Annotated in this window: 18 protein-coding genes and 3 pseudogenes; 10 read left to right on the top strand and 11 right to left on the bottom strand. The window is 74.3% G+C overall.

The genetic code is table 11. The features are described 5' to 3' along the window. Positions 1 to 185: 185 nt before the first annotated feature. The 6 genes from ACZ5C2_RS06885 (at position 186) to ACZ5C2_RS06860 (ending at position 6,425) form a co-directional block, all read left to right on the top strand. Positions 186 to 1,190, top strand: coding sequence for a glycosyltransferase family 2 protein (locus tag ACZ5C2_RS06885; RefSeq protein WP_468787351.1), 1,005 nt, complete (start codon positions 186 to 188; stop codon positions 1,188 to 1,190). Further along, positions 1,187 to 2,335, top strand: coding sequence for a D-glycero-alpha-D-manno-heptose-1,7-bisphosphate 7-phosphatase (locus ACZ5C2_RS06880; protein ID WP_468787349.1), 1,149 nt, complete (start codon positions 1,187 to 1,189; stop codon positions 2,333 to 2,335). Before ACZ5C2_RS06885 ends, ACZ5C2_RS06880 begins: the two co-directional genes overlap by 4 nt. After that, complete coding sequence (locus tag ACZ5C2_RS06875; protein WP_468787347.1) at positions 2,332 to 3,327, top strand: glycosyltransferase family 9 protein; 996 nt, start codon at positions 2,332 to 2,334, stop codon at positions 3,325 to 3,327. The genes ACZ5C2_RS06880 and ACZ5C2_RS06875 overlap by 4 nt, the downstream gene beginning before the upstream one ends. A 98-nt stretch (positions 3,328 to 3,425) precedes the next feature. After that, entirely contained in the window at positions 3,426 to 4,424 is a 999-nt protein-coding gene (locus tag ACZ5C2_RS06870) for a glycosyltransferase family 9 protein (protein ID WP_468787688.1), read from the top strand. A 238-nt stretch (positions 4,425 to 4,662) separates the two neighbouring features. Then, a complete protein-coding gene (locus ACZ5C2_RS06865) occupies positions 4,663 to 5,532 on the top strand; it encodes a glycosyltransferase family 2 protein (protein WP_468787345.1) in 870 nt (289 codons plus the stop codon). After that, positions 5,529 to 6,425, top strand: a complete 897-nt coding sequence (locus ACZ5C2_RS06860) for a glycosyltransferase family 2 protein (protein ID WP_468787343.1) — start codon at positions 5,529 to 5,531, stop codon at positions 6,423 to 6,425. Before ACZ5C2_RS06865 ends, ACZ5C2_RS06860 begins: the two co-directional genes overlap by 4 nt. Before the next feature lie 84 nt (positions 6,426 to 6,509). Here the strand turns inward: ACZ5C2_RS06860 and ACZ5C2_RS06855 are convergent, their stop codons facing one another. Beyond that, positions 6,510 to 7,439, bottom strand: coding sequence for a polysaccharide pyruvyl transferase family protein (locus tag ACZ5C2_RS06855; RefSeq protein WP_468787341.1), 930 nt, complete (start codon positions 7,437 to 7,439; stop codon positions 6,510 to 6,512). A 79-nt stretch (positions 7,440 to 7,518) separates the two neighbouring features. Continuing rightward, a complete protein-coding gene (locus ACZ5C2_RS06850; protein ID WP_181007625.1) occupies positions 7,519 to 7,689 on the bottom strand; it encodes a hypothetical protein in 171 nt (56 codons plus the stop codon). A 203-nt stretch (positions 7,690 to 7,892) separates the two neighbouring features. On the opposite strand from ACZ5C2_RS06850, the gene ACZ5C2_RS06845 reads away from it, so the two are divergent. Next, on the top strand, positions 7,893 to 9,014 hold the full coding sequence (locus tag ACZ5C2_RS06845) for a winged helix DNA-binding domain-containing protein (RefSeq protein WP_468787339.1): 1,122 nt from the start codon (positions 7,893 to 7,895) through the stop codon (positions 9,012 to 9,014). A 98-nt stretch (positions 9,015 to 9,112) separates the two neighbouring features. On the opposite strand, the gene ACZ5C2_RS06840 is transcribed toward ACZ5C2_RS06845, so the two are convergent. The 3 genes from ACZ5C2_RS06840 to ACZ5C2_RS06830 form a co-directional block, all read right to left on the bottom strand. Further along, a complete protein-coding gene (locus ACZ5C2_RS06840; protein WP_468787337.1) occupies positions 9,113 to 9,904 on the bottom strand; it encodes a S1 family peptidase in 792 nt (263 codons plus the stop codon). Between the two features lie 261 nt (positions 9,905 to 10,165). Then, positions 10,166 to 12,976 (bottom strand): ATP-binding protein, encoded by a 2,811-nt coding sequence (locus ACZ5C2_RS06835; RefSeq protein ID WP_468787335.1) that lies wholly within the window; start codon positions 12,974 to 12,976, stop codon positions 10,166 to 10,168. 155 nt (positions 12,977 to 13,131) lie between these two features. Next, positions 13,132 to 13,962, bottom strand: a complete 831-nt coding sequence (locus ACZ5C2_RS06830) for a helix-turn-helix transcriptional regulator (protein ID WP_468787333.1) — start codon at positions 13,960 to 13,962, stop codon at positions 13,132 to 13,134. Between the two features lie 140 nt (positions 13,963 to 14,102). Here ACZ5C2_RS06830 and ACZ5C2_RS06825 point away from each other — a divergent pair, with 140 nt between their 5' ends. After that, entirely contained in the window at positions 14,103 to 15,776 is a 1,674-nt protein-coding gene (locus tag ACZ5C2_RS06825; RefSeq protein WP_468787331.1) for an AMP-binding protein, read from the top strand. After that, positions 15,773 to 17,386, top strand: a complete 1,614-nt coding sequence (locus ACZ5C2_RS06820) for an AMP-binding protein (RefSeq protein ID WP_468787329.1) — start codon at positions 15,773 to 15,775, stop codon at positions 17,384 to 17,386. The genes ACZ5C2_RS06825 and ACZ5C2_RS06820 overlap by 4 nt, the downstream gene beginning before the upstream one ends. Before the next feature lie 9 nt (positions 17,387 to 17,395). Here ACZ5C2_RS06820 and ACZ5C2_RS06815 read toward each other — a convergent pair whose 3' ends face one another. The 3 genes and pseudogenes from ACZ5C2_RS06815 to ACZ5C2_RS06805 form a co-directional block, all read right to left on the bottom strand. Next, positions 17,396 to 17,860: a GNAT family N-acetyltransferase gene (locus tag ACZ5C2_RS06815; RefSeq protein WP_468787686.1), complete on the bottom strand. Its 465-nt coding sequence runs from the start codon at positions 17,858 to 17,860 to the stop codon at positions 17,396 to 17,398. A 132-nt stretch (positions 17,861 to 17,992) separates the two neighbouring features. Further along, a pseudogene (locus tag ACZ5C2_RS06810) lies at positions 17,993 to 18,394 on the bottom strand (GNAT family N-acetyltransferase); the annotation flags it as partial. Between the two features lie 130 nt (positions 18,395 to 18,524). Then, entirely contained in the window at positions 18,525 to 19,196 is a 672-nt protein-coding gene (locus ACZ5C2_RS06805) for a hypothetical protein (RefSeq protein ID WP_468787327.1), read from the bottom strand. Positions 19,197 to 19,413: 217 nt separating this feature from the next. Here ACZ5C2_RS06805 and ACZ5C2_RS06800 point away from each other — a divergent pair. Next, positions 19,414 to 19,887, top strand: a pseudogene (locus ACZ5C2_RS06800) (thiamine pyrophosphate-binding protein); the annotation flags it as partial. Between the two features lie 90 nt (positions 19,888 to 19,977). On the opposite strand, the gene ACZ5C2_RS06795 reads toward ACZ5C2_RS06800, so the two are convergent. The 3 genes and pseudogenes from ACZ5C2_RS06795 to ACZ5C2_RS06785 all read right to left on the bottom strand — a co-directional run. Continuing rightward, positions 19,978 to 20,688, bottom strand: coding sequence for a TIGR04222 domain-containing membrane protein (locus ACZ5C2_RS06795; protein WP_468787325.1), 711 nt, complete (start codon positions 20,686 to 20,688; stop codon positions 19,978 to 19,980). A 162-nt stretch (positions 20,689 to 20,850) separates the two neighbouring features. After that, a complete protein-coding gene (locus tag ACZ5C2_RS06790; protein ID WP_468787323.1) occupies positions 20,851 to 21,087 on the bottom strand; it encodes a hypothetical protein in 237 nt (78 codons plus the stop codon). A 181-nt stretch (positions 21,088 to 21,268) separates the two neighbouring features. Continuing rightward, a pseudogene (locus ACZ5C2_RS06785) lies at positions 21,269 to 21,570 on the bottom strand (hydroxypyruvate isomerase); the annotation flags it as partial. Positions 21,571 to 21,673: the final 103 nt, after the last annotated feature.

Here is a 21,673-nt window from a genome sequence, read left to right as displayed (position 1 = left end):
GGGCCTGCAACGGTGAGCAAAACATGCCCAGGTTGACCACTGTGGGACAAGCTGTGTCCAAGTGTTTGAGACAACCGCGAACGCGGCACCCGCGTCCCGGTAGCACCTCACGCCTCTCAGGGACGGAGCACAGCCCCGATGCGCATGCTTGGTACCAGAGCCCGAGCCGGGGGGAGGGCGTTCGGATGACCTCGTACGCCGTCGTGATCCCCACCCTGGTGCGGGACACCCTCGCCGACTGCCTCGCCGCTCTGGCCGCGGCGCGCGGGCCCCGCCCCGACGAGATCGTCCTCGTCGACGACCGGCCCGACCCCGCGCCCGCAGCCGATGCGATGGGCCACGCGCTGAGCGTCCTGGGAGACCTGCGCGAACGCACCACCGTCCTGAACGGCGGCGGCCGCGGACCCGCCGCCGCACGCAACACCGGGCTGCGCGCCGTCACCGCGCCCTGGGTCGCCTTCCTCGACGACGACGTCCAGGTCGGGCCGCACTGGTGCGCGCAGCTCCTGCGGGACCTCGACGAGGCGTCCCCCGACACCGCCGGCGTCCAGGGCGCCATCACCGTGCCGCTGCCCGGCGGCCGCCGCCCCACCGACTGGGAACGCGGCACCGCCGGGCTCGCCCGGGCCCGCTGGAACACCGCCGACATGGCCTACCGCACCGAGGCCCTCAAACAGGCCGGCGGTTTCGACGAACGCTTCCCGCGGCCCTTCCGAGAGGACGCCGACCTCGCGCTGCGCCTGCTCGACGCGGGCTGGCGCATCCGCCGGGGCCGCCGCACCACCCTGCACCCCGTGCGCCCGGCCTCCCGCTGGGCGTCGCTGACCCAGCAGCGCGGCAACGCCGACGACGCCCTGATGCGCAGGCTGCACGGCCCCGACTGGTGGGACAAGGCGGTCGCGCCGCGCGGCCGGATCCGCCGGCACGCCACGATCACCGCCGCCGGCGCCGCCGCCTGCGTTCTCGGGGCCACCGGGCACCGCGGGGCGGCCACGGCCTGCGCGCTCGGCTGGGCCGCCGGAACCGCCGAGTTCGCCCGCGCCCGCATCGTCCCCGGACCGCGCACCCGGCACGAGGTGACGACCGTGCTGGCCACCAGCGTGGCCATACCGCCCGCCGCGACCTGGCACCGGCTGGCCGGGGCCTGGCGCCACCGCAACGCCCCGGCGTGGCCGGAGGCGGCCCGATGAGCCCGGTGAAGGCGGTGCTCTTCGACCGCGACGGCACACTGGTCCACGACGTCCCCTACAACGCCGACCCCGCACGGGTACGGCCCGTCGAGGGTGCCCGCGAGGCACTCGACGAGCTGCGCGCACGCGGAATCCGCACCGGAGTCGTCACCAACCAGTCCGGTATCGCGCGCGGGCTGCTCACCGAGGCCGACGCCCGCCGTGTCAACCGGCGCGTCGACGAACTCCTCGGCCCCTTCGACGTATGGGCCCTGTGCCCGCACGGCCCCGACGACGGGTGCCACTGCCGCAAACCCCGCCCGGGGATGGTGCTGTGGGCGGCCGGCAGGATGTGCACGGACCCCGCGGACTGCGTCGTCATCGGTGACATCGGCGCCGACCTGGAGGCCGCCCGCCGGGCCGGTGCCCACGGCATCCTCGTCCCCACGCCGCAGACCCGCCCCGAGGAGACATCGGCGGCCCCCTGCGTGGCCCCGGACCTCCCGACAGCGGTACGCCTGCTCCTCGACACCCCACCACCCTGGGACCAGGCCCCGGGCTCCCCGCCCCCTACGCGGAGCGGTCCCGGCACCTCGGACGCGGGCGGCCCCGGGAGCGGGCCGTCGCGGGCCGCCCCGGCGACCGACACGTCCGTCCGCCGGACGCGGCCGCGCCCGGCCGGTGACCCGAGCGCCCCGACGTCCCCCGCGGTCGGCCGCGGGGCAGGCCCGGAGCACAGCGACCCGGCGCCGGGCTCCACGGCGCCGGATGAGGCCGGCTCCACCGCGCCCCGGGCACCGGGGGGCCGCACCGCGTCCGGGCCTGCGCCCCGGGCGGGCGGGCCGCCCGGCCGTGTGTCCTGGGGCCGGCGGTCGGGTGGTGTGCCTGGGGCGGGCCAGGCGACCGGTCCGGCGCACGGTGCCGTTTCCTGGGTGGCTGCGCCGCCGGGCCGTGTGTCCCGGCCGGGCGGGCCGACGGGCAGCGTGTCCTGGGCGGGCGGGCCGACGGGCAGCGTGTCCTGGGCGGGCGGGCCGTCCGGCCGTGTGTCCTGGGGGCGGCCGTCCGGTGGCGTGCCCCGGGCGGGCCAGGCGATCGGCCCGGTGTCGTACGCCGGAGACCGTCCGGCGTACGACACCGGCCGGTCTCCGCGGAGGAGGGGCGTGTGAAGGCCCTCGTCACCCGGCTCGACAGCTTCGGCGACGTACTGCTCGCCGGACCCGCCGTGCGTGCCGTCGCCGCCCGCGCCGGCCACGTCACCGTGCTGTGCGGCCCGCACGGAGCACCCGCCGCCCGGCTGCTGCCCGGCGTCGACGACGTGCTCGTCTGGGACTCGCCGTGGACCGGATTCCAGCCACCCGGGGTCAGCCGTGAGCAGGTCGACGCACTCGTCGCCGCCGTCGACGCCGACACCGCGCTGATCCTCACCTCCTTCCACCAGTCCCCCCTGCCCACCGCCCTGCTGCTGCGCCTGGCCGGGGTCCGCTTCCTCGCGGCCGACAGCGAGGACTACCCGGGCTCCCTCCTCGACGTACGCCACCACCGCGCCCCGCACGCCCACGAGGCCGAGGCCGCGCTCGACCTCGCCGAGGCCGCCGGTTTCCCCCGGCCCGACGACACACGGCTGCGGGTGCTCCCGCCGCCCTCCGCCGAGGCACTGACCGGTTCCGGCGGATACGTCGTCGTCCACCCGGGCGCCAGTGTGCCCGCCCGCGCCTGGAGCCCCGGGCGCTGCGCGCAGGCGGTGCGCGAACTCGCCGCCGCCGGGCGTCGGGTGGTGGTCACCGGCGGTGCGGGGGAGCGGGACCTGACCGCGTACGTCGCGGGCGGCCACGCCGTCGACCTCGGCGGCCGTACGGGCGCCGCCGAACTCTCCGGAGTGCTCGCCGGAGCCGACTGCGTGGTCACCGGCAACACCGGCCCCGCCCACCTCGCCGCCGCCGTGGGCACCCCGGTGGTGTCCCTGTTCTCGCCGGTCGTCCCCGCCGAGCGCTGGCGTCCGTACGGCGTGCCGTACGTACTCCTCGGCGACCAGCAGGCACCGTGCGCGGGCTCCAGGGCCCGGCAGTGCCCCGTACCGGGCCACCCGTGTCTGGAGGAGGTCACCGCGTACGACGTCGTCGCCGCCGTCGACAAACTCGTCGATGAGGTCATCCGGTGAGCAGCCGCACGGCGTCCGGAGCGGGTTCCGCGCGGGCCGGTTCCGGTGACGTGACGCCCGTGCCGCACGACGCGGCCGCCTCCCCGGCGGAACTCCACGTGCCGACAGCAGACCGTGACGTCGCCCAGGAAGTACCGCGGGCACGTCTCCTCGTCCTGCGCGCCCTCGGCCTGGGGGACCTGCTGGCCGGGGTTCCCGCGCTGAGGGCGCTGCGGCGGGAGTACCCCGGCCACGAGCTCGTCCTGGCCGCGCCCGCAGAACTCGCGCCGGCCGCCGAAGCCACCGGAGCCGTCGACCGTCTGCTGCCCGCCTCCGCGCCCTCCCGCGCCGTACCGCGCACCCTCGACTGGACCGGCCCGCCCCCCGACGTCGCCGTGGACCTGCACGGCAACGGACCGCCCAGCCACCGCCTGCTGCGGAACCTGCGCCCCCTGCGCCTGCTGGCCTTCGCGCCCCCCGCGACCCCGGAGATCGAGGGCCCGCCCTGGTATGCCGAGGAACACGAGCGTGACCGCTGGTGCCGGCTGCTCCACTGGTACGGCGTCCACGCCGACCCCACGGACCTCCTGCTGCCCCGCCCGCACACCGCGTCTCCCGCCCCCGGTGCCGTCGTGCTGCACCCCGGCGCCGGAGCCCCCGCCCGGTGCTGGCCGGTCGAACGGTACGCGGCCGTCGCCACCACCCTGCGGACACGCGGCCGGCGGGTGGTGGTCACGGGCGGAGCGGACGAGGGGGACCTGGTGGCGCGGCTCGCCAAACAGGCCGGCCTGCCCGACGCCGACGTCTTCGCGGGCGGCCTGCCCTTCGACCGGCTGTCCGCCCTCGTCGCGGGAGCACGGGCCCTCGTCAGCGGCGACACCGGTCTGGCCCACCTGGCGGTGGCCCACGCCACCCCCACCGTCACACTCTTCGGCCCGGTCCCGCCCAGCCAATGGGGCCCACCCGCCCGGCCGCGCCACATCGCCCTGTGGCACGGCCCGCGAGGCGACCCCCACGCCGACCGCCCCGACCCGGCGCTCCTGCGCATCACCTCCGACGAGGTCCTCCACGCCCTGGACCGCCTGCCCGTCCCGCTGGGAGGCCCGAACCCGCGATGACCCCATCCACCTCCACCTCCACCTCGACACCCCAGGGCTTCCGCACGGGGGCCATCGCCCCGCCCCCGACGCCGGCGCGGCCCTCCCCCGACGAGGTTCGGCGGGCGGGGAGTGGCGAGCGCACGGAGCCCGTACGGCCTGCCGCCCGCGGGTGCCCTGCCGCCCGCGGGCGGTGCCGTCGCCACCGATGTCGGTCCGTCCTCGACCACGCCCCGCGCCCCGGAAGGGAATACGCCTCGTGACGGACCACCGGCCTCTCGGCGTCGTCATCGCCACCCGGGACCGTTGTGACGGGCTCGCCGTCACTCTCCGGCACCTGCTCGAGCTGCCCGAGCGGCCCGAGATCCTCGTCGCCGACAACGCCTCGGCCGACGGCACCCGTGCCATGGTCGCCCGCGACTTCCCCGAGGTGCGTCTGCTGGCGCTCCCGGTGAATCACGGTGCCCTCGCCCGCAACCACGGGGCCCGCGCCCTCGGCACCCCGTACGTGGCGTTCAGTGACGACGACTCCTGGTGGGCGCCCGGCGCCCTCGGCCGGGCGACCGAGCTGTTCGACGCGCACCCCCGGCTCGGCCTGATCGCCGCCCGTATGCTCGTCGGTCCGGCCGCGGACCCCGACCCGCTCAACGACGTCCTCGCCGGTTCCCCCCTCGGCCCGGCCGCCGATCTCCCCGGCACCCAGGTGCTCGGCTTCCTCGCCTGCGGCGCCGTCGTCCGCCGCAGCGCCTACCTCGACGCCGGCGGATTCCACCGGCTGCTGTTCTTCGGCGGCGAGGAGACCCTGCTCGCCTACGACCTCGCCGCGCGCGGCTGGGGCGTCAGCCACTGCCCCGACGTCGTCGCCCACCACCATCCGGCCCCCGCGGCCCGCTCCGGCCGCCCGGCGCTCCAGAGCCGCAACGCCCTCCTGACGGCATGGCTGCGCCGCCCCGTCCCGTACGCCCTCGCCCGCACCCGGGCCCTTGCCGCCGAGGCCCGCCGCGACCACCACGCACGGCGCGCCCTGCGCGAGGCCCTCGTCCGGCTGCCGGCCGCCCTGCGCGACCGCAGACGCCTGCCCCCGCAGGTGGAAAGGGCCGCCCGCCTTCTGGAGGGGACGACCACATGACCGACCCCCGCACCACCGTCGTCGTCATCACCCACAACCGGCGCCCCGAACTGCTGCGCACCCTCGGCCACCTCGCCGGACTCCCCGAGCAGCCTCAGGTGATCGTCACCGACAACGGCTCCGCCGACGGCACCGCCGAAGCCGTCGCCCGCCACCACCCCGACATCCGGCTGCTGTGCCCCGGGCGCAACCTCGGCGCCGTCGGCCGCAATCTGGCCGTACGCGAGGTCCGTACGCCCTACGTCGCGTTCTGCGACGACGACTCCTGGTGGTCGCCCGGATCGCTGGCCGGCGCCGCCGACCTGCTGGACCGGCACCCGGCGCTCGGTTCGGTCACCGCGCGGATCATCGTCGAGCCCGACGGCACCGAGGACCCGATCGTCCGCGAACTGCGCGACTCGCCGGTGCCCGGCCCGCGCTGGCTGCCCGGACCGGCCCTGGGCTCGTTCCTGGCCGCCGCGACCGTCCTGCGCACCGACGCCTTCCGCACCGCGGGCGGCTTCCATCCGCGGCTCTGGCTCGGCGGTGAGGAGGAACTCCTGGCCGCCGACCTGGCGGCCGACGGCTGGTGGCTCACCTACGCCGACCACCTGACGATCCACCACCAGGCCTCGACCGCGCGGGACCCGACCCTGCGCCGCAGGCACGGCATCCGCAACACCTTGTGGTTCACCTGGCTGCGCCGCCCGGCCGGACCCGCGCTGCGCCGCACCCTGAACCTGGCGCGTACGGTCCCGCGCGACACCGCCTCCCTGCTCGCCTTCGCGGAGGCGGCGGCCGCCCTGCCCTGGGTACTGCGCGAACGCCGCGTCCTGCCCCACGAGGTGGAGTCCCGGCTGCGTCTGCTGGAACCCGCCCAGCGCGGCTCCACGGCCCGCCGCTACACCGGCTGAGCCGGCCGAGGACTCCGTCTCTCCTCCAGGGACCGCGACGACTGGAGCGGCCGGGAGGATCCCGGATGTCCGGTCGGCACGGGGCTAACCGGCGGCGGCGCGGGGCGCCAGCACCTCCATCAGCCGGTCCGCCCCGTCCGGCACCCGGCTGTCCCGGAACGTGTCGCGGACCTGCCGCGCGGCCACCCGGCCCGAGGTCAGGCACCAGTCCCACCAGCGCTCCAGCCGGCGCTCGTCCAGCTGCTCGGCGGACAGCAGCGCGGGCCAGCCGCACGCGCGGGCCTGCGCGGTCACCTTGGCGCCGCCCGCCACCGGGTCCACCGCCAGCACCGGCGTGCCGACCCGCAGCGCGAGCACCAGCCCGTGCAGCCGGTCGGTGACGACGAGATCGAGGCGGGCCAGCACGGACTGGACCTGCGCGGGGGTGGCGCTCAGATGCCAGTCACGCGTGTCCAGCCGGGTCTCCAGTTCCAGCCGGGCACAGTCCTTGCCGACCAGCCAGCGCGTCACCCGGTCGGCGACCTGTCCGTGCCGCCGCTGTTCCCCGTACTCCTGCTGCCCGTGGGTGAGGATCACCCCGACCACGGGCCGCGCGGGCACCGCCGGGGCACGGGCCGCGAGGTCCTCGGACGGCGTGCTGCCCGGGGCGTCCCGCGCCAGCACCCGGTGGAAGCCCGTCGCGGCGGCGTCGCCGGGGTCGATCACCGACGTCCCCACGGCGATCCGGACACAGTGCGCGAAACGCCGGTGCAGCTCCTCGACCTGCGGTCCGTGCAGGGGGCCGCACACGAACACCAGGTGGGTGTAGTCGCCTGGCCGGGCGTTGTCGAGGTGCAGGGCGTCCGGAAGGAAGCCGGGGCTCCACGCGACGTCGTACGACGTCCCGGACCCCCGCAGCACCTCCTCCACCCGGCGCAGCGCCAGCACGTCACCCGCGGTCGCCTCGCCGTCGCGGAAGCTGAACCAGCCGGTCAGCAGGACCTTTCCCGGCCCCGCGCGCTCTCGTTCGTCCACGGGGCCCCGAGTGCCCCGCTCCGGCGCAACGCAATCGGCCCGGCCACGGCGGTGCGGGACTCACACGGCGGTACGGGTCTCAGCGGGAAGTCCGCTCCTGCCGGGCACCGGGGTCGCCGGCCAGTCCCCGCCGGGCCTGGTCCAGGGTTCGCTCGGCCACCTCGCGCACTTCGGCCACGACGTCACCGCGTTCGCGCACCAGGCCGTCGTAGACCGGCAGATGATCGTTGGCGGGGGAATGGGATGTCACGGAGTGCTGTCCTTCGGTGTGCGCGGAATCGTTCCGGGCGCCGCGGATCCGCCCTCCCACCGGGACGACGGACGTACGGGCCCGTGGAGAACAGCGCCGTCGGGCCGCCGCGGCGTTACTCCCCAGCGCGGGATGTCCCGAATGTGCGCAGGTGCGCACCCTTGCGGACAGATCCTGGCCGCAAGGGCCGTTAGCGTGCCGGTATGACGAAGACGAAGCGGAGCGTCCCCCGGCCGCCGGTCGCCGTACTCGGCACCCGGGCCCTCAACCGGGCCACGCTCGAGCGGCAGCTGCTGCTGCGCCGCTCGCCGATGTCCGCCCAGGACGCGGTCGGGCATCTGCTCGGTCTGCAGGCGCAGAACGTCAAGCCGCCCTACTACGCGCTCGCCGCCCGCCTCGACGGCTTCACCCCCGAGGCGCTGTCCCGGCCGATGGCCGCCCGCGAGGTCGTCCGTATCGTCACCATGCGCTCGACCATCCACACCCACACCGCCCGCGACTGCCTCACCCTGCGGCCCCTGGTGCAGCCCGCCCGCGACCGTGAGGTGAACCAGTTCCGCAAGGGGCTCACCGGCGTCGACCTGGACCGGCTCGCCGCACTCGCCCGCACACTCGTCGAAACCGAGCCGCGCACGATGAAGCAGCTGCGGGAGGCGCTGCTGGCCGAGTGGCCCGACGCCGACCCACAGGCCCTCGCCGTCGCCGCCCGCTGCAAGCTGCCGCTGGTGCAGGTCACCCCGCGCGGACTGTGGGGCCGCAGCGGACAGGTCGCGCTCACCACCGCCGAGCACTGGCTGGGCCGCCCCGCCGAGCCGTCCCCCGCGACACCGGACGACACGGTGCTGCGCTACCTCGCCGCCTTCGGTCCGGCCTCTGTGAAGGACATGCAGACCTGGGCCGGACTGACCCGGCTGCGCGAGTCATTCGAACGCCTGCGGCCCCGGCTCGTGACCTTCCGGGACGAAGCCGGCACCGAGCTCTTCGACCTCCCGGACGCACCCCGCCCCGACCCCGGTACCCCGGTCCCGCCGCGCTTCCTGCCCGAGTTCGACAACCTGCTGCTCTCCCACGCCGACCGCACCCGCGTCGTACCCCCCGAGTTCCGGGGCCGCAGCTGGAGCGGCAACGTCGCCCACCGGACGCTCCTCGTCGACGGATTCCTCGCGGGCCTGTGGCGACTGGGCGAACAGGTCCTCGTCATCGAGCCGTTCGGGCGGCTGGGCAAGGACCGGTGGGCAGAGGTCACCGAGGAGGGCGAGCGCATGCTCCGGGTGATGCACCCGGGCACGGCGTACGACATCCGCGTCGGGCCGGTGCGCGGCTGAACCCGGCCATGGATAGGGGGCGTTGCGGGCTGCTCGTGGAAGCTCGCAACGCCCCCTGGCTTGCTGCCTGAGGGGTACTCAGGAACTCATGGGTCCGCTCACCGGCCGACCTGGGCCGTCACCTCGTCGGAGAACGTGGTCAGCCGGGTGTAGACGCCGGGGTATCCGGCCGCCGCGCAGCCGTCGCCCCAGGAGGTGATCCCGGCCAGACGCCCGCCGATCAGCAGCGGTCCGCCGCTGTCGCCCTGACAGGTGTCCACGCCGCCGGAGGAGTAGCCGGCGCACACCATGTCGCTCTGCACGAACCTGGTCCGGTACGAGCTCGCGCAGCTCGGGTCGGAGACGGTCGGTACGGTCGCGGTGCGCAGCTGGTTGGAGGAGCTGCCACCGGAGGAGGTGGTGCCCCAGCCGAGCACGCGGGCGGTGCTGCCGGCCGCGTACACCGCGGTGTCCGACGAGGAGACGTACGGTGCTGCGGCGTAGGGCATCGACGTCGACAGGGTCAGCACCGCCACGTCGTCGCCCCGGGTGACGCTCCGGTAGTCGGGGTGGATCCAGATGCGGCTGACCCGGGCGACCGTACCGTTGGTGCCGTTGAGGTAGGTGCGTCCGCCGACCACGCGCACGCTGCCCGTCGTCTCGCCGGTCATGCAGTGCGCGGCCGTGACCACCTTGGTGGGGGAGACCAGGGTGCCGCCGCAGAACTGGTCCTGCGAGGCGTCGGTGATCTGCATCATGAACGGGTACGCGGACGTCGTGGTCGTCGTACCGCCGACGATCGGCTGCGGTGCGGCGACGGCGGAGGGGGCGGCGAGCAGCGCGGTCGCGGCTGCGGCGGCGGTCGCCGCGGCGACGGCGGCGGCCTTTCTTGCGCGGGTGAGCCCGGACATGGGTCTCCTCACGGGGTTGCCGGTGGGGGGTCGCACGGGGGTGGGGGCCGAGCCCGAGGGCTTCGGCCTCCGTGTGCCCGGCGAGCGGCACGGCGTTCACGCTACGACCCGGGGCGCGACCCTCCCAATGAGGGAACCCCCTAAGGGAGTTGGGCAGGGAAAACCCTCGGTCCCCCGGGGAGGGAGCCGTGCGCGGCCGGGAGACGGCCTCGCTCGGTCGGGAGGGGGTCCTGCGCGGTCAGGAGGGGGTCCTGCGCGGTACTACGGCGTGCGGCGGCCCGCCGCCAGCCGGACGATGTCGACCCGGGACCGGATGCCCAGCTTGCGGTACACCCGGGTGAGTGTCGCTTCCACGGTCTTCACGCTGATGAACAGCCGGCCCGCGATCTCCCGGTTGGTGGCGCCCTCCATCACCAGCGCGGCGACCTGGCGTTCCATCGCGGCGAGCCCTTCCAGAACGGCCGGAGTGGCGGCCGGTACGGGCTCCGCCTCCGCGGGACCCGCTGCCACAGCCTGGTCCACCTGACGCAGCCATGGCAGCGCGCGGCAGCGCCGGAACAGCCGGGCGGCCTCCTCGTACCCGCCCGCCCCCGGGTTCCGGGAACGCAGCCGCGCCAGTGCGAACGCGGCCCGGGCCTCCTCCAGGCCGTATCCGAGCTTGGCGAGCCGCTCCTGTGCCGACATCAACTGTGCCTGGGCGGCCTGGTGTTCACCGCGCGCGGCGCGCACCAGTGCCTCCGCGCGGTCGAGTACCGCCAGCACACTCGCCCGGTTCAGCCGCAGCGCGTGCACCCGGGTGACGTTGATCAGCTCCTGTGCCTCGCCGGGCTCACCGACCCGCACCAGCGCCTCGGCCAGGTCGCCCTGCCAGCGGCCCCGCGCCGGGTCGTTGATGCCCATGCCGTGCTCCAGCTCCCGCACCCGGCGCAGCGAGTCGACAGCGGTCTGCGCGTCCCCGGCCACCAACTGGGCGTAGCCGAGGGCGGCCAGGGCCAGCGAGAGGTACAACTGGTCGCCGTCCACCTCGGCGTGGTCCGCGGACTCGCGGGCCAGCGCCAGCGCCCGGTCCACGTCCCCGCCCGACGCCTCCGTGAGCGAGGCGAGCATGGCGGAGGCGCTCTCGCCGATCCCGGAGTCCCGGGCCAGCCGAAGACTCTCCCCGGCCAGGTCCAGGGCCCGGCCGCAGTGCCCGAAGCGCAGTTCGGTGTCGGCGAGCAGCCGCGAGAAGTGCACCTCGCTCTCGACCATGCCGCGCCGCCGCGCCTCCCGCAGCAGCGCGGTGATGGCCGTGCGGGCCTCAGGCAGCTGGTCGCTCATGAGCAGCCAGCGGAAGCGCGCCATGGCGGCGCCGTTGTGGTGGCTGGCCACATCGGGGTCCTGCGGCTCCTGGAGTGCCCGCTGGATCGTCCGGGGAGCGTCGGGGTGGCCCATCAGGGTCTCGGTGGACGACTGGAAGGCGAGCGCCATGAGCTCGGTGCGCCGGTCCCCGCCCCGGGCGGCAAGTTCCGCCGCGTGCGCGGCCTCCTGGCGGGACTTGGCGAAGTCGCCGTCCACCACGACCTCGCGCCAGGCCAGCTGGTAATGCACCAGCGCGAGCAGCCGGGGGTCGTCACCGGCGTCGGCCAGCACCTGCGGGAAGACGGCGTCGACCTCGCCGAGCGCCTGCCCGGCCGCTTCTATGACCACCATCCAGGCACGCACCCGCTCGGCGGGCACCGTAGCCCGGGTCAGCACCTCCCTGGCTATGTCCCGGGCCAGGTCGGCCTCGCCCGCGGTGATCGCGTCCTCGGCGGCCTGGAGCCGCCGCTCGTCCGGGCCCGGCTCGTTGTCAGCCGGGGTGTGCCGGGCGGCGAGCAGCCCGAGCGAGGCGGCGACCGACGGCGCCCCGCGGTCCCGGGCCAGCGCGGCGGCTTCGGCGAGCCGGGCCGCCACCTCCGGGTCGGCGCCCGTTGCGGCCAGCGCCAGGTGCCGGGCCCGCTCGATGGGATCCGACGCCGCCGTGGACAGCGCGGTGTGCACCGCCCGCCGCTCCCGCGCCGGGGCCTCCGCGTACAGGGCGGCCGAGATCAGGGGATGCGCGAAACGCAGCGCAGGCTCCTCAGGGTCCGTCGCCAGCAGTCCCAGAGCGGCGGCCTGGGCCGTCTCCGCCTCGGCGTTGTCGCGGCCGGCCGCGTGCAGCAGCGCCAGGGTGGGGCGGGCCCCCGCGCTGGCCACCAGAAGGGTGCGGCGCGCCTCGTCCGACAGCATCTCCAGACGGCTGAGCACCAGCGCCCGCAGCGATGTCGGCACCGGCAGCGGATCGCCAGGACGGGGACGGGCGGGGCTCTCCGCGAGGGCGCGGCCCAGTTCCAGCGCGAACAGCGGGTTGCCCCCGCTGGTGCGGTGGATGTCACGGACCGTGGAGCGGGACAGACCGGTGTAGCCGCGGTGGTCCAGCAGCGCGGACACCTGCGTGCGGGAGAACGGGCCGAGCCGCACCTCGAGCGTGTCCGGTGGGCAGGCGCGCAGATGACGGTCGTACTCCTCGTCGTCCGTGCGCACCGCGCACAGCATCCGCACCGGGCTGTCGTCGAGCCGCCGGGCGGCGAATCCCAGAAGCTCGGCGCTGGCCGGGTCCAGCCACTGCAGATCGTCGGCGACGACCAGGACCGGCCCCTCGGCGGCCAGCGCGCGCAGCGTGGACAGCACCGCGAGGCGCAGCGCGAGCCCGTCCCGCTGGAGCGTGGACTCGCCGCGCCCGGTGAGCGCCGACTCCAGGGCGGTGCGCTGGGCGGCGGGCAGCCGGGGAGCGACCTCGTCGAGGACCAGACCGAACAAATCGGCCAGCGCCAGGAACGGCAGATGCGATTCGGACTCCGTGGCCGAGCAGCGCAACACCGTCCGTGCCGCGCCGGCGTTTTCCGCCGCCAGTGCCCGCAGCATGGTCGACTTTCCTATTCCGGCGGGCCCGTGCAGCAGCACGCTGCCCCCGCGGGCGAGCTGCTCCCGTGCGTCGGAGAACAGCTCCTCCCTGCCGATGACCAGGTCGGGGCGGTTCCTGGCAGGCTCCTTGAAGTCCCGTCGCACGGTCACCGCTCCCCTCCGTGTGGCGTGTCCTGGCCAATATTAGGCAACAGGCTCCTTAATTCCGGGCGGACGGTGTAGTGAGGCAAATTACAGCGAGCGCGGCAACGGTAAATCCAAAGTTGTACCAGTGGTAATGCCCGGTGGGGGCAATCATCGCAAACCTACGGCAACCACCCCGCCCTCCGGGCCGCGACCACCGCCTGCCCCCGGGTCCGCACCCCCAGCTTCCGCATCGCGGAGCGCAGATACGCCTTGACCGTCTCGGCCGTCACGCCCAGCCGCTGCGCGGTCACGCCGTTGGTCGCCCCCGCCGCCACCCATGCGAGGACGTCCACCTCCCGGGGTGCCAGCCGCACCGCCGGGGACGGGCCGGTGTCGGCAGTGAGCAGCGCACACGCCTGAAGCAGCTCGGCCCGGAGCCCGGGATCGGCGATCCGCGGGGCGAGCGCCCGCAGCGCCGCGTGCGCCTCCCGTACCTGCTCCCGGGTCGCTGCGGCGCCCTGCCCGGACTCCGGCCGCGGGCAGGACGCCGCCAGCAGCTCCGCCGCCTCCTCCCGGACCACCAGTACGTGCTCCACGTCCCGTGCCGCCTGCACCGCCTCGTCGAGCGTACGGTCACCCAGGGGCTGGGCGGTGCGCAGGGCGCCGTACAGCACCGCCCGTACCCGCCGCCGCACGACCACCGGTACCGCGACGACGGCGCGCAGACCCTCGGCGGCGACCGGCACGTCGTACTCGTGGCTGATCTGCCGGGACACGGAGTAGTCCGTCACCGCGCACGGCCGGGCGAGCGCCACGGCCCTGCCTCCCAGACCGTTGCCCGGCGTCACCGCGAGCGCGCTCAGCGCGGGTGTCGCGGTGCCGCTCAGCTCGCTGATGCGCACCTGCCGCCGCCCCGGCTCCACCAGCCCGCCGAAGGCGACCGGCAGCCCGGTCGCGCGCCGCAGGCGGGCCAGCGCGCCGCGGATCTCCACCGCGTCCCCCGATCTCATCGGGTCAGCGTTCACCTGTTCGCCCCTTCGCCGCGGCCCCTGTGCGGACGCACACCCCCGTTCGGGGGTAGTGAGATGTGCATCACGGATTACACGATGACGGAGAGCCGCCCGGCAATGGTCCGGCACGAGGAGGAGACATGACAACGGGGACGGACGCGTTCCGCAGGGCCAGGGACTTCCTGCTGGAACACCGTGAGGACTACGCCACCGCCTACCGGGACTTCGCCTGGCCCCGGCCGGAGCGCTTCAACTGGGCCCTCGACTGGTTCGACGTCATCGCGGACCGCAACGACCGCACCGCGCTCCACCTCGTCGAGGAGGACGGGGACGGGGCGAGGCTGTCCTTCGCCGCGCTCGCCCGCCGCTCCGACCAGGTCGCGAACTGGCTGCGGCAGCGGGGCGTGCGACCCGAGGACCGGGTGCTGGTCATGCTCGGCAACCAGGCCGAACTGTGGGAGACGGCCCTGGCCGCGATGAAACTGCGCGCCGTGGTCATCCCCGCCACCCCGCTGCTCGGCCCCGCCGATCTGCGTGACCGCGTCGAGCGGGGCCGTGTGACGCATGTGATCGTGCGCGCCGCGGACACCGCGAAGTTCGACGAGGTGCCCGGCGACTACACCCGGATCGCGGTGGGGGAGGAGGCGGGCGGAAGCTGGCTGCCGTACGCCGACGCGTACGGCGCCGCCGAGCGGTTCACGCCCGACGGGCCCACCCTCTCCGACGACCCGCTGATGCTGTACTTCACCTCGGGCACCACCGCCCGGCCCAAGCTGGTCGAGCACACCCACACCTCGTACCCGATCGGCCACCTGGCGACGATGTACTGGATCGGCCTGAAGCCCGGCGACGTGCACCTCAACATCTCCTCGCCGGGCTGGGCCAAGCACGCCTGGTCCAACCTCTTCGCCCCGTGGAACGCCGAGGCGACCGTCTTCCTGCACAACTACACCCGCTTCGACGCGCCCCGTCTGATGACCGAGATGGACAAGGCCGGCGTCACCACCTTCTGCGCCCCGCCGACCGTGTGGCGCATGCTCATCCAGGCCGACCTCACCCAGCTGCGCACGCCGCCCCGCGAGGTCGTCGCCGCCGGTGAGCCGCTCAACCCCGAAGTCATCGAGCAGGTACGGCGGGCTTGGGGCGTCACCATCCGGGACGGCTTCGGGCAGACCGAGACCGCCGTACAGGTCTCCAACAGTCCCGGTCAGGTGCTCAAGACCGGCTCCATGGGCCGACCCAGCCCCGGCTACCGCGTCGAACTCCTCGACCCGGTCTCCGGAGCGCCCGGCGCCGCCGAGGGCGAGATCGCGCTCGACCTCTCCGGCCGCCCGGTGGGCCTGATGGCCGGCTACCACGGCGACCCGGACCGCACCGCCGAGGCGATGGCCGGCGGCTACTACCGGACGGGCGACATCGGCGCCTGGGACGGCGACGGCTATCTGACGTATGTCGGCCGGAGCGACGACGTCTTCAAAGCGAGTGACTACAAGATCAGCCCGTTCGAGCTGGAGAGCGCCCTGCTGGAGCACGAAGCGGTCGCCGAGGCGGCGGTCGTACCCGCTCCGGACGAGCTGCGGCTGGCCGTGCCCAAGGCGTACATCGTGCTCGCGGAGGGCTGGGAGCCCGGGCCGGACACGGCGAAGGTCCTCTTCGAGCACTCCCGCGAGACACTCGCCCCGTACAAGCGGATCCGCCGGCTGGAGTTCGGCGAGCTGCCCAAGACCGTCTCCGGCAAGATCCGCCGCATCGCCCTGCGCGAGGCCACGGCGGCCGGCTCCGCCGACGAGTACCGCGAGGGGGACTTCCGGTGACCGCACCCCCGTCGTACACCCACGGCACCAGTACGACCCCACTGCTCGGCGACACCATCGGCACCAACCTCGCCCGTGCCGTCGCCGCGTGGCCCGACCGCGAGGCCCTGGTCGACGTGCCCAGCGGACGACGCTGGACCTACGCCGAGTTCGGCGCCGCCGTCGACGAGGTGGCGCGCGGACTGCTGGCGAAGGGCATCGCGACGGGTGACCGGGTGGGGATCTGGGCGGTCAACTGCCCGGAGTGGGTGCTCGTGCAGCACGCCACCGCCCGCATCGGCGCCGTCATGGTGAACATCAACCCCGCCTACCGCGCGCACGAGCTGGAGTACGTGCTCAAGCAGTCCGGTGTCGCGCTGCTGGTCGCCTCACTCGCCCACAAGGGCAGTGACTACCGGGCACTGGTGAACCAAGTGCGCGGGTCGTGTCCGCGGTTGCGGGAGACCGTGTACATCGGTGACCCGTCCTGGGACGCGCTGACCGAGGGCGCGACCGGCGTGCCCGCCGGGCGACTCGAGGACGTCGCCGCGAGGCTGAGCTGCGACGACCCGGTCAACATCCAGTACACCTCGGGTACGACGGGCTTCCCCAAGGGCGCCACGCTCTCCCATCACAACATCCTCAACAACGGTTACTGGGTGGGCCGCACCATCGGTTACACCGAGCGGGACCGGGTCTGTCTGCCGGTGCCGTTCTACCACTGCTTCGGCATGGTCATGGGAAATCTGGCGGCCACCGCGCACGGCGCCTGCATCGTCATCCCGGCTCCTTCCTTCGAACCGGGGGCCACGCTGGAGGCCGTCCAGCGGGAGCGCTGCACCTCGCTCTACGGCGTGCCCACCATGTTCATCGCCGAGCTGAACCTGTCCGGCTTCGCCTCGTACGACCTCACCTCGCTGCGCACCGGCATCATGGCGGGGTCGCCGTGCCCGGTGGAGGTGATGAAGCGGGTGGTCGCCGAGATGCACATGGAGCAGGTCTCCATCTGCTACGGCATGACCGAGACCTCCCCGGTCTCCCTGCAGACGCGGATGGACGACGACCTGGAGCACCGCACCGGCACCGTCGGGCGCGTGCTGCCGCACATCGAGGTCAAGATCGTCGACCCGGCCACCGGCGCGACCCGGCCGCGCGGCACCTCCGGTGAACTGTGCACCCGGGGGTACAGCGTGATGCTCGGCTACTGGGACGAGCCCGGGAAGACCGCCGAGGCCGTCGACGCGGGCCGCTGGATGCACACCGGGGACCTCGCGGTGATGAGGGACGACGGGTACGTGGAGATCGTCGGCCGCATCAAGGACATGATCATCAGGGGCGGCGAGAACGTCTACCCGCGCGAGATCGAGGAGTTCCTCCACGCCCATCCGAAGATCGCGGACGTCCAGGTCGTCGGGGTGGCGCACGAGCGGTACGGCGAGGAGGTGCTCGCCTGTGTCATCCCGCGCGATCCGGCGGACCCGCTCACCCTGGAGGAACTGCGCGCCTACTGCGACGGCCGGCTGGCCCACTACAAGGTCCCGAGCCGGCTCCAGCTCCTGGACACCTTCCCGATGACGGTGTCCGGGAAGGTGCGCAAGGTGGAGCTGCGGGAGCGGTACGCGGCGGGCTGACCCGCGCGGTCAGGCGACCGCCCGCCGGAAGACCTGACGGGAGCCGCCCTCCGGACCCGGAGCGGCGGTCTCGGCGGGGGTGAACCCGAGCCGCTCGTAGAAGACGCGGGCCCCGCTGTCGACGGCGCCGGGGTGGTCGGTCCCGAAGGTGATTACCTCGATCTCCCCGGGGCCGCGCACCCATCGGCGCACCGCCTCCGCCATCAGCGCACGGCCGACGCCGGTGCCCCGGGCCCGGTGCGAGACGACGAGCCAGTGCACGTGATACGTCGGCGGAGCGGCGCCGAACAGCAGTCCTCCCAGGAGATCCGGCCCAAAGGACGGCGCGACGAGTGCCAGGGAGCCTGCGATGTGCTGACGCACCGCGTCGTGGAAACCGGGCTCACCGGCCATCGGGCCGAACCACTGCTCGACCTGGGCCGCCAGGCCGAGGAAACCCGGAAGGTCGGGCTCGCGTGCCGGTCGGATCACCACCGGGACGGTCCCGAGGGCGAAGGTTCCCCCGCTCGTTCCTCCGGTGCGGGGGATGTCGGCGCGCATGCACACGCGCGGCCACCGGTCGAGTCCGTGCGCGGCCTCCTCGGCGCGGATCCGCCGCAGCCCGGAGGTGAGCTCCGGCTCGTCCAGCGTGCGGAAGCCGAGGCGTGCGTAGTACGGGGCGTTCCACGGGACGTCGGTGAACGTGGTCAGCGTCAGGGCGGCCAGCCCTTCCTCGCGGGCGTGACGGGCGGCATGGGCGAGCAGGGCACGGCCCACGCCGCGGCGGGCCGCGTCCGGGTGGACGGAGACCTGCTCGACATGGAGGGCGCCGTCCACCGGTTCGGCGATCAGATAGCCGACGGGCCGGCCGCCGCCCTGGCCGTTGCCGCCCTCACCGCCCTCGCCGTCGTCGTGGGCCGCGCCGTCGTGGGCCGCGCCGTCGTCGGCCGCGACCCAGCAGAGGCCCGCCCGCCGGTAGCGCTCCAGCAGGTCCAGGGCGGGTGGTTCGTCCTCGGCGATGTCCCGCATGCCGACATCGCGGAACGGGGCGCCGGCCGCCCGTTCGAGGTCCTGGAGAGCGGGGAGTTCGCCGGGGGTGGCGGGACGGATGCGCATCCGTCGAGTATCGGGCGCCCGCCGCGGGCGCGTCGCCGGATTTTCAGGCCCCGTCGGCGTGCAGTGCGTCGGCGGGGCCGTTCACGGGCTGCGGGGCGCCGGTCGGGCCGAGCAGGAACAGCGGGACACCCAGGGTGTCGGCGCGGGCCCGGGCCTCCTCCGCGTACCCGGTGAGGGAGAAGTACAGGCACACCGACGACTCCGTCATCGCCGTCAGCCACAGGCACTCCACGTCGCGCGGGGTCGCCGGCCGCGCCGACGGATCGACCTGGGCCAGGACACCCCGGCCGACCAGGCCGACGCCGGACGGGGGCCGCCGGTCCGCGCGCCGGATGTCCTCGTGGCCGAGCCGGCGCAGATACGACACGGTGGCCGTGACGGCGTCCCGCGTGGTGCGGATCGGCATCGGGCGGAAGGCCGGGCGCCCGGGCCGGCCGGCCGGGACGGACGCCCCGGAGCCCGCCACGGGGATGCGCAGCACCGTTCCGCACGGGCAGCCCAGCTCCGGCCGGGGCCACTCACCGCGCAGACCGCAGCACCCGCAGCGCAGGGTGATCCATTCCTCCCGCCAGGCGCGGTGGTCGACGGTGCCGGGCACTTTGTCGAGGTCCAGCGGCGGGGTGACGGGCGCGCCGCAGGCGCAGGGGTACGACGGTGCCGTGAAACGGTGCGGGCGCCGACAGGCGGGACAGTGCACCGGCACGCTCTCGGGCATGACCCCACTCCCATGTTCTCGAGGCGCCGCCCATCGTCCTCCATCGGTCCGCCCGTGTCCGGCACTTGCCCCTCTCTTGACGCGCTTCGACCGCCTGACCTGCATTCATTCCAGATAGCAGAAAGGAAATTCCATAAAGTGGAATTTCATATGACGGAGGAGCTCACCGCAGGGCGCGACGGGAGTGCGAATCCGGCAGTCGGAGCAGGAGTACTCGATGGCTCGAATGACCGCTTTCCGCGCGGCAGTTGAGGTCCTCGGGCACGAGGGCGTCACCGACGTGTTCGGTGTCCCCGGCGCGGCGATCAACCCCTTCTGCGCGGCCCTCAAGGCATCCGGTGGCATCACCCACACCCTCGCCCGTCATGTCGAGGGCGCCTCGCACATGGCCGAGGGCTACACCCGCACCCGCCCCGGCAACATCGGCGTCTGCGTCGGCACGTCCGGACCGGCCGGCACCGACATGATCACCGGTCTGTACTCCGCCTTCGGCGACTCCGTCCCGATCCTGTGCGTCACCGGCCAGGCACCGACCGCTGTGCTCCACAAGGAGGACTTCCACCAGGCCGTCGACATCACCTCCGTCGCGGGGCCGGTCACCAAGATGGCGATGACCGTGCTGGAGGCGGCCCAGGTCCCCGGCGTCTTCCAGCAGGCCTTCCACCTGATGCGCTCCGGGCGGCCCGGACCGGCACAGCCGCCAGGGACGGGAAAGGGGCGGCGAGGGCGAGAAACCGCTCGTGCGTGCGGGCTCTGCCGCCCGCGGAACCCGACGCGGGCTTCAGTCCGAGCCGCCGCCTCCGCAGCCGCCCCCACCGCCACCGCACCCTTCTCCACGGCTTGCGCAGTAGAGATGCCCGGCGCTGCCGTACGTGCCGCCACGCGGCGAGTGCCGCAGCAGACGCTGCTCCCGCAGCGTCACCCGCTCGGTCAGCCCGGCCCGCAGGGCGAAGCGCGGCACGAGGACGCGCAACGCGTCCACTTCGTGCAGGGCGACGGCGAGGAGCACGGTGTGGTCCGGAAGACCGCGTCGGGCCGCGGGAATCGGAAACGCCTTCCGGAGCACCTGCAACCGCCGCCGGGCCGCTCTGGTCCGGCCCGGCAGCGGATACCGCAGCATCCCCGCCTCCGCGAGCCCGACCCGCACCTCGGCCACCGCCCAGCGCACGGTGAGATCCCGGACCAACTCCCGTACCTCGGAAGGTTCCTCCAGGCAGTGGTACACGGCACTCTCCAGATACGCCGCCCGCATCGCACCCGTGAGGGCCTCTCCCCGCCCCGGGACGTCCTCGGCCGGCATCCCCGGCGGCGGCAGCGGCGGCAGAGCCTGCCCCGCCTCCCCGTCGACCGCCCATATCGTGCCCGGCGCGCCCGCCTCGACCGCGCCCCGCAGATGCAGGGCGACGACGGCGACGGTGACCGCCGCGCGCGGGCCGCCGGCCAGCAGGGCGATCTCGTGCGGCGTCCCCCGGACGCCCGCGCCGCCGTTCATGGCATGCCACCCCCTGAGCCGGGGCCCGCCGCCCCCGTGCCGGCGGGCCCCGTGTGGGAGGAGTGTGCCCGTGAACAGAGGTGGCCGAAGCCTTCCGCGGCCGCCTTCAGAGCTAGATTTGAGGGTTCCGTAGCCGGTGTACGCCCGATGCTGTACCGGCGTTCACGACTCGTGCTGCTCCGACAGTCCCGGCCAGTCGTCGGGGCCGCCGCCCTGCCACTCGATGAGATCGGTTTCCTCGACGTCGGTGACGTACAGGTCGGCCAGCCGCAGGATCTCGCTCACGTCGTCGACGTGTGTGGCGATGCCCAGCGGCTCGTCGTCGGAGGTGACCCGCCTCGACCCGTCCAGGCCGGGGGAGTGCACCACGATGTGCGGATGCTCCGTCGGTTGCGACATGCCTCCAGGCTGGTGCTCCCCGCCCGTGTCCGCACCCGGAAGGGGTGGGCGCCGGAACGCCGTGAGCGCCCGGACGCGGAGGGCGTGCCGTCCGCACCCGGGCGCGGGCAGGGAATCCGGGCTCGGGACCGCGGCGGCCGCGACGGCCGGCGGGCTCCTCCCCTCAGGTCGAAGAAGGAGTCACGTCGATGTTGGCGCGGAACCGCTCCGACTCCTCACCGGGGACGGACAGGGCGCCGCGGTCGGGACCGGGCAGCCGTCCGGCGTAGAAGTCAGGCCCGTGAGCCGTACGCCCGCGTCGTGGACCGCCCTCCGCAGGGCGTCCGTCTCGGACCGCTCGGGAGTGGGGGAGTCCGCCCAGGGCCACCACAGCTCGACCGCGGTGAAGCCGGCCGCGGCGGCGGCCGAGGGGCGCTCCAGGAGCGGGAGTTCCGCGAAGAGGATCGAGAGGTTGACGGTGAAGCGCTGCTCCGCGAATCCCATCGGGTCGCGCCCCTTCCTGATGGACTCCTTGAATTCCGTATAGTGGAATTTAATTTCTACTAAATGGAAAGGTTGCCCCTGGCGAAGAGAGGCCGTCAAGAGG

The organism is Streptomyces sp. NPDC031365 (assembly GCF_055569765.1).
Note: the sequence above shows the minus strand (reverse complement) of the source record. Positions and strands in the feature narration are given on the sequence as shown.

Coding starts and splice junctions, on each gene's coding strand:
- ACZ5C2_RS06795 (WP_468787325.1), bottom strand. CDS start 20,688: ATGAACGGCGGCGCGGGCGTCCGGGGGACGCCGCACGAGATCGCCCTG.
- ACZ5C2_RS06805 (WP_468787327.1), bottom strand. CDS start 19,196: ATGCCCGAGAGCGTGCCGGTGCACTGTCCCGCCTGTCGGCGCCCGCAC.
- ACZ5C2_RS06790 (WP_468787323.1), bottom strand. CDS start 21,087: ATGTCGCAACCGACGGAGCATCCGCACATCGTGGTGCACTCCCCCGGC.
- ACZ5C2_RS06845 (WP_468787339.1), top strand. CDS start 7,893: ATGACGAAGACGAAGCGGAGCGTCCCCCGGCCGCCGGTCGCCGTACTC.
- ACZ5C2_RS06840 (WP_468787337.1), bottom strand. CDS start 9,904: ATGTCCGGGCTCACCCGCGCAAGAAAGGCCGCCGCCGTCGCCGCGGCG.
- ACZ5C2_RS06825 (WP_468787331.1), top strand. CDS start 14,103: ATGACAACGGGGACGGACGCGTTCCGCAGGGCCAGGGACTTCCTGCTG.
- ACZ5C2_RS06885 (WP_468787351.1), top strand. CDS start 186: ATGACCTCGTACGCCGTCGTGATCCCCACCCTGGTGCGGGACACCCTC.
- ACZ5C2_RS06860 (WP_468787343.1), top strand. CDS start 5,529: ATGACCGACCCCCGCACCACCGTCGTCGTCATCACCCACAACCGGCGC.
- ACZ5C2_RS06880 (WP_468787349.1), top strand. CDS start 1,187: ATGAGCCCGGTGAAGGCGGTGCTCTTCGACCGCGACGGCACACTGGTC.
- ACZ5C2_RS06830 (WP_468787333.1), bottom strand. CDS start 13,962: ATGAGATCGGGGGACGCGGTGGAGATCCGCGGCGCGCTGGCCCGCCTG.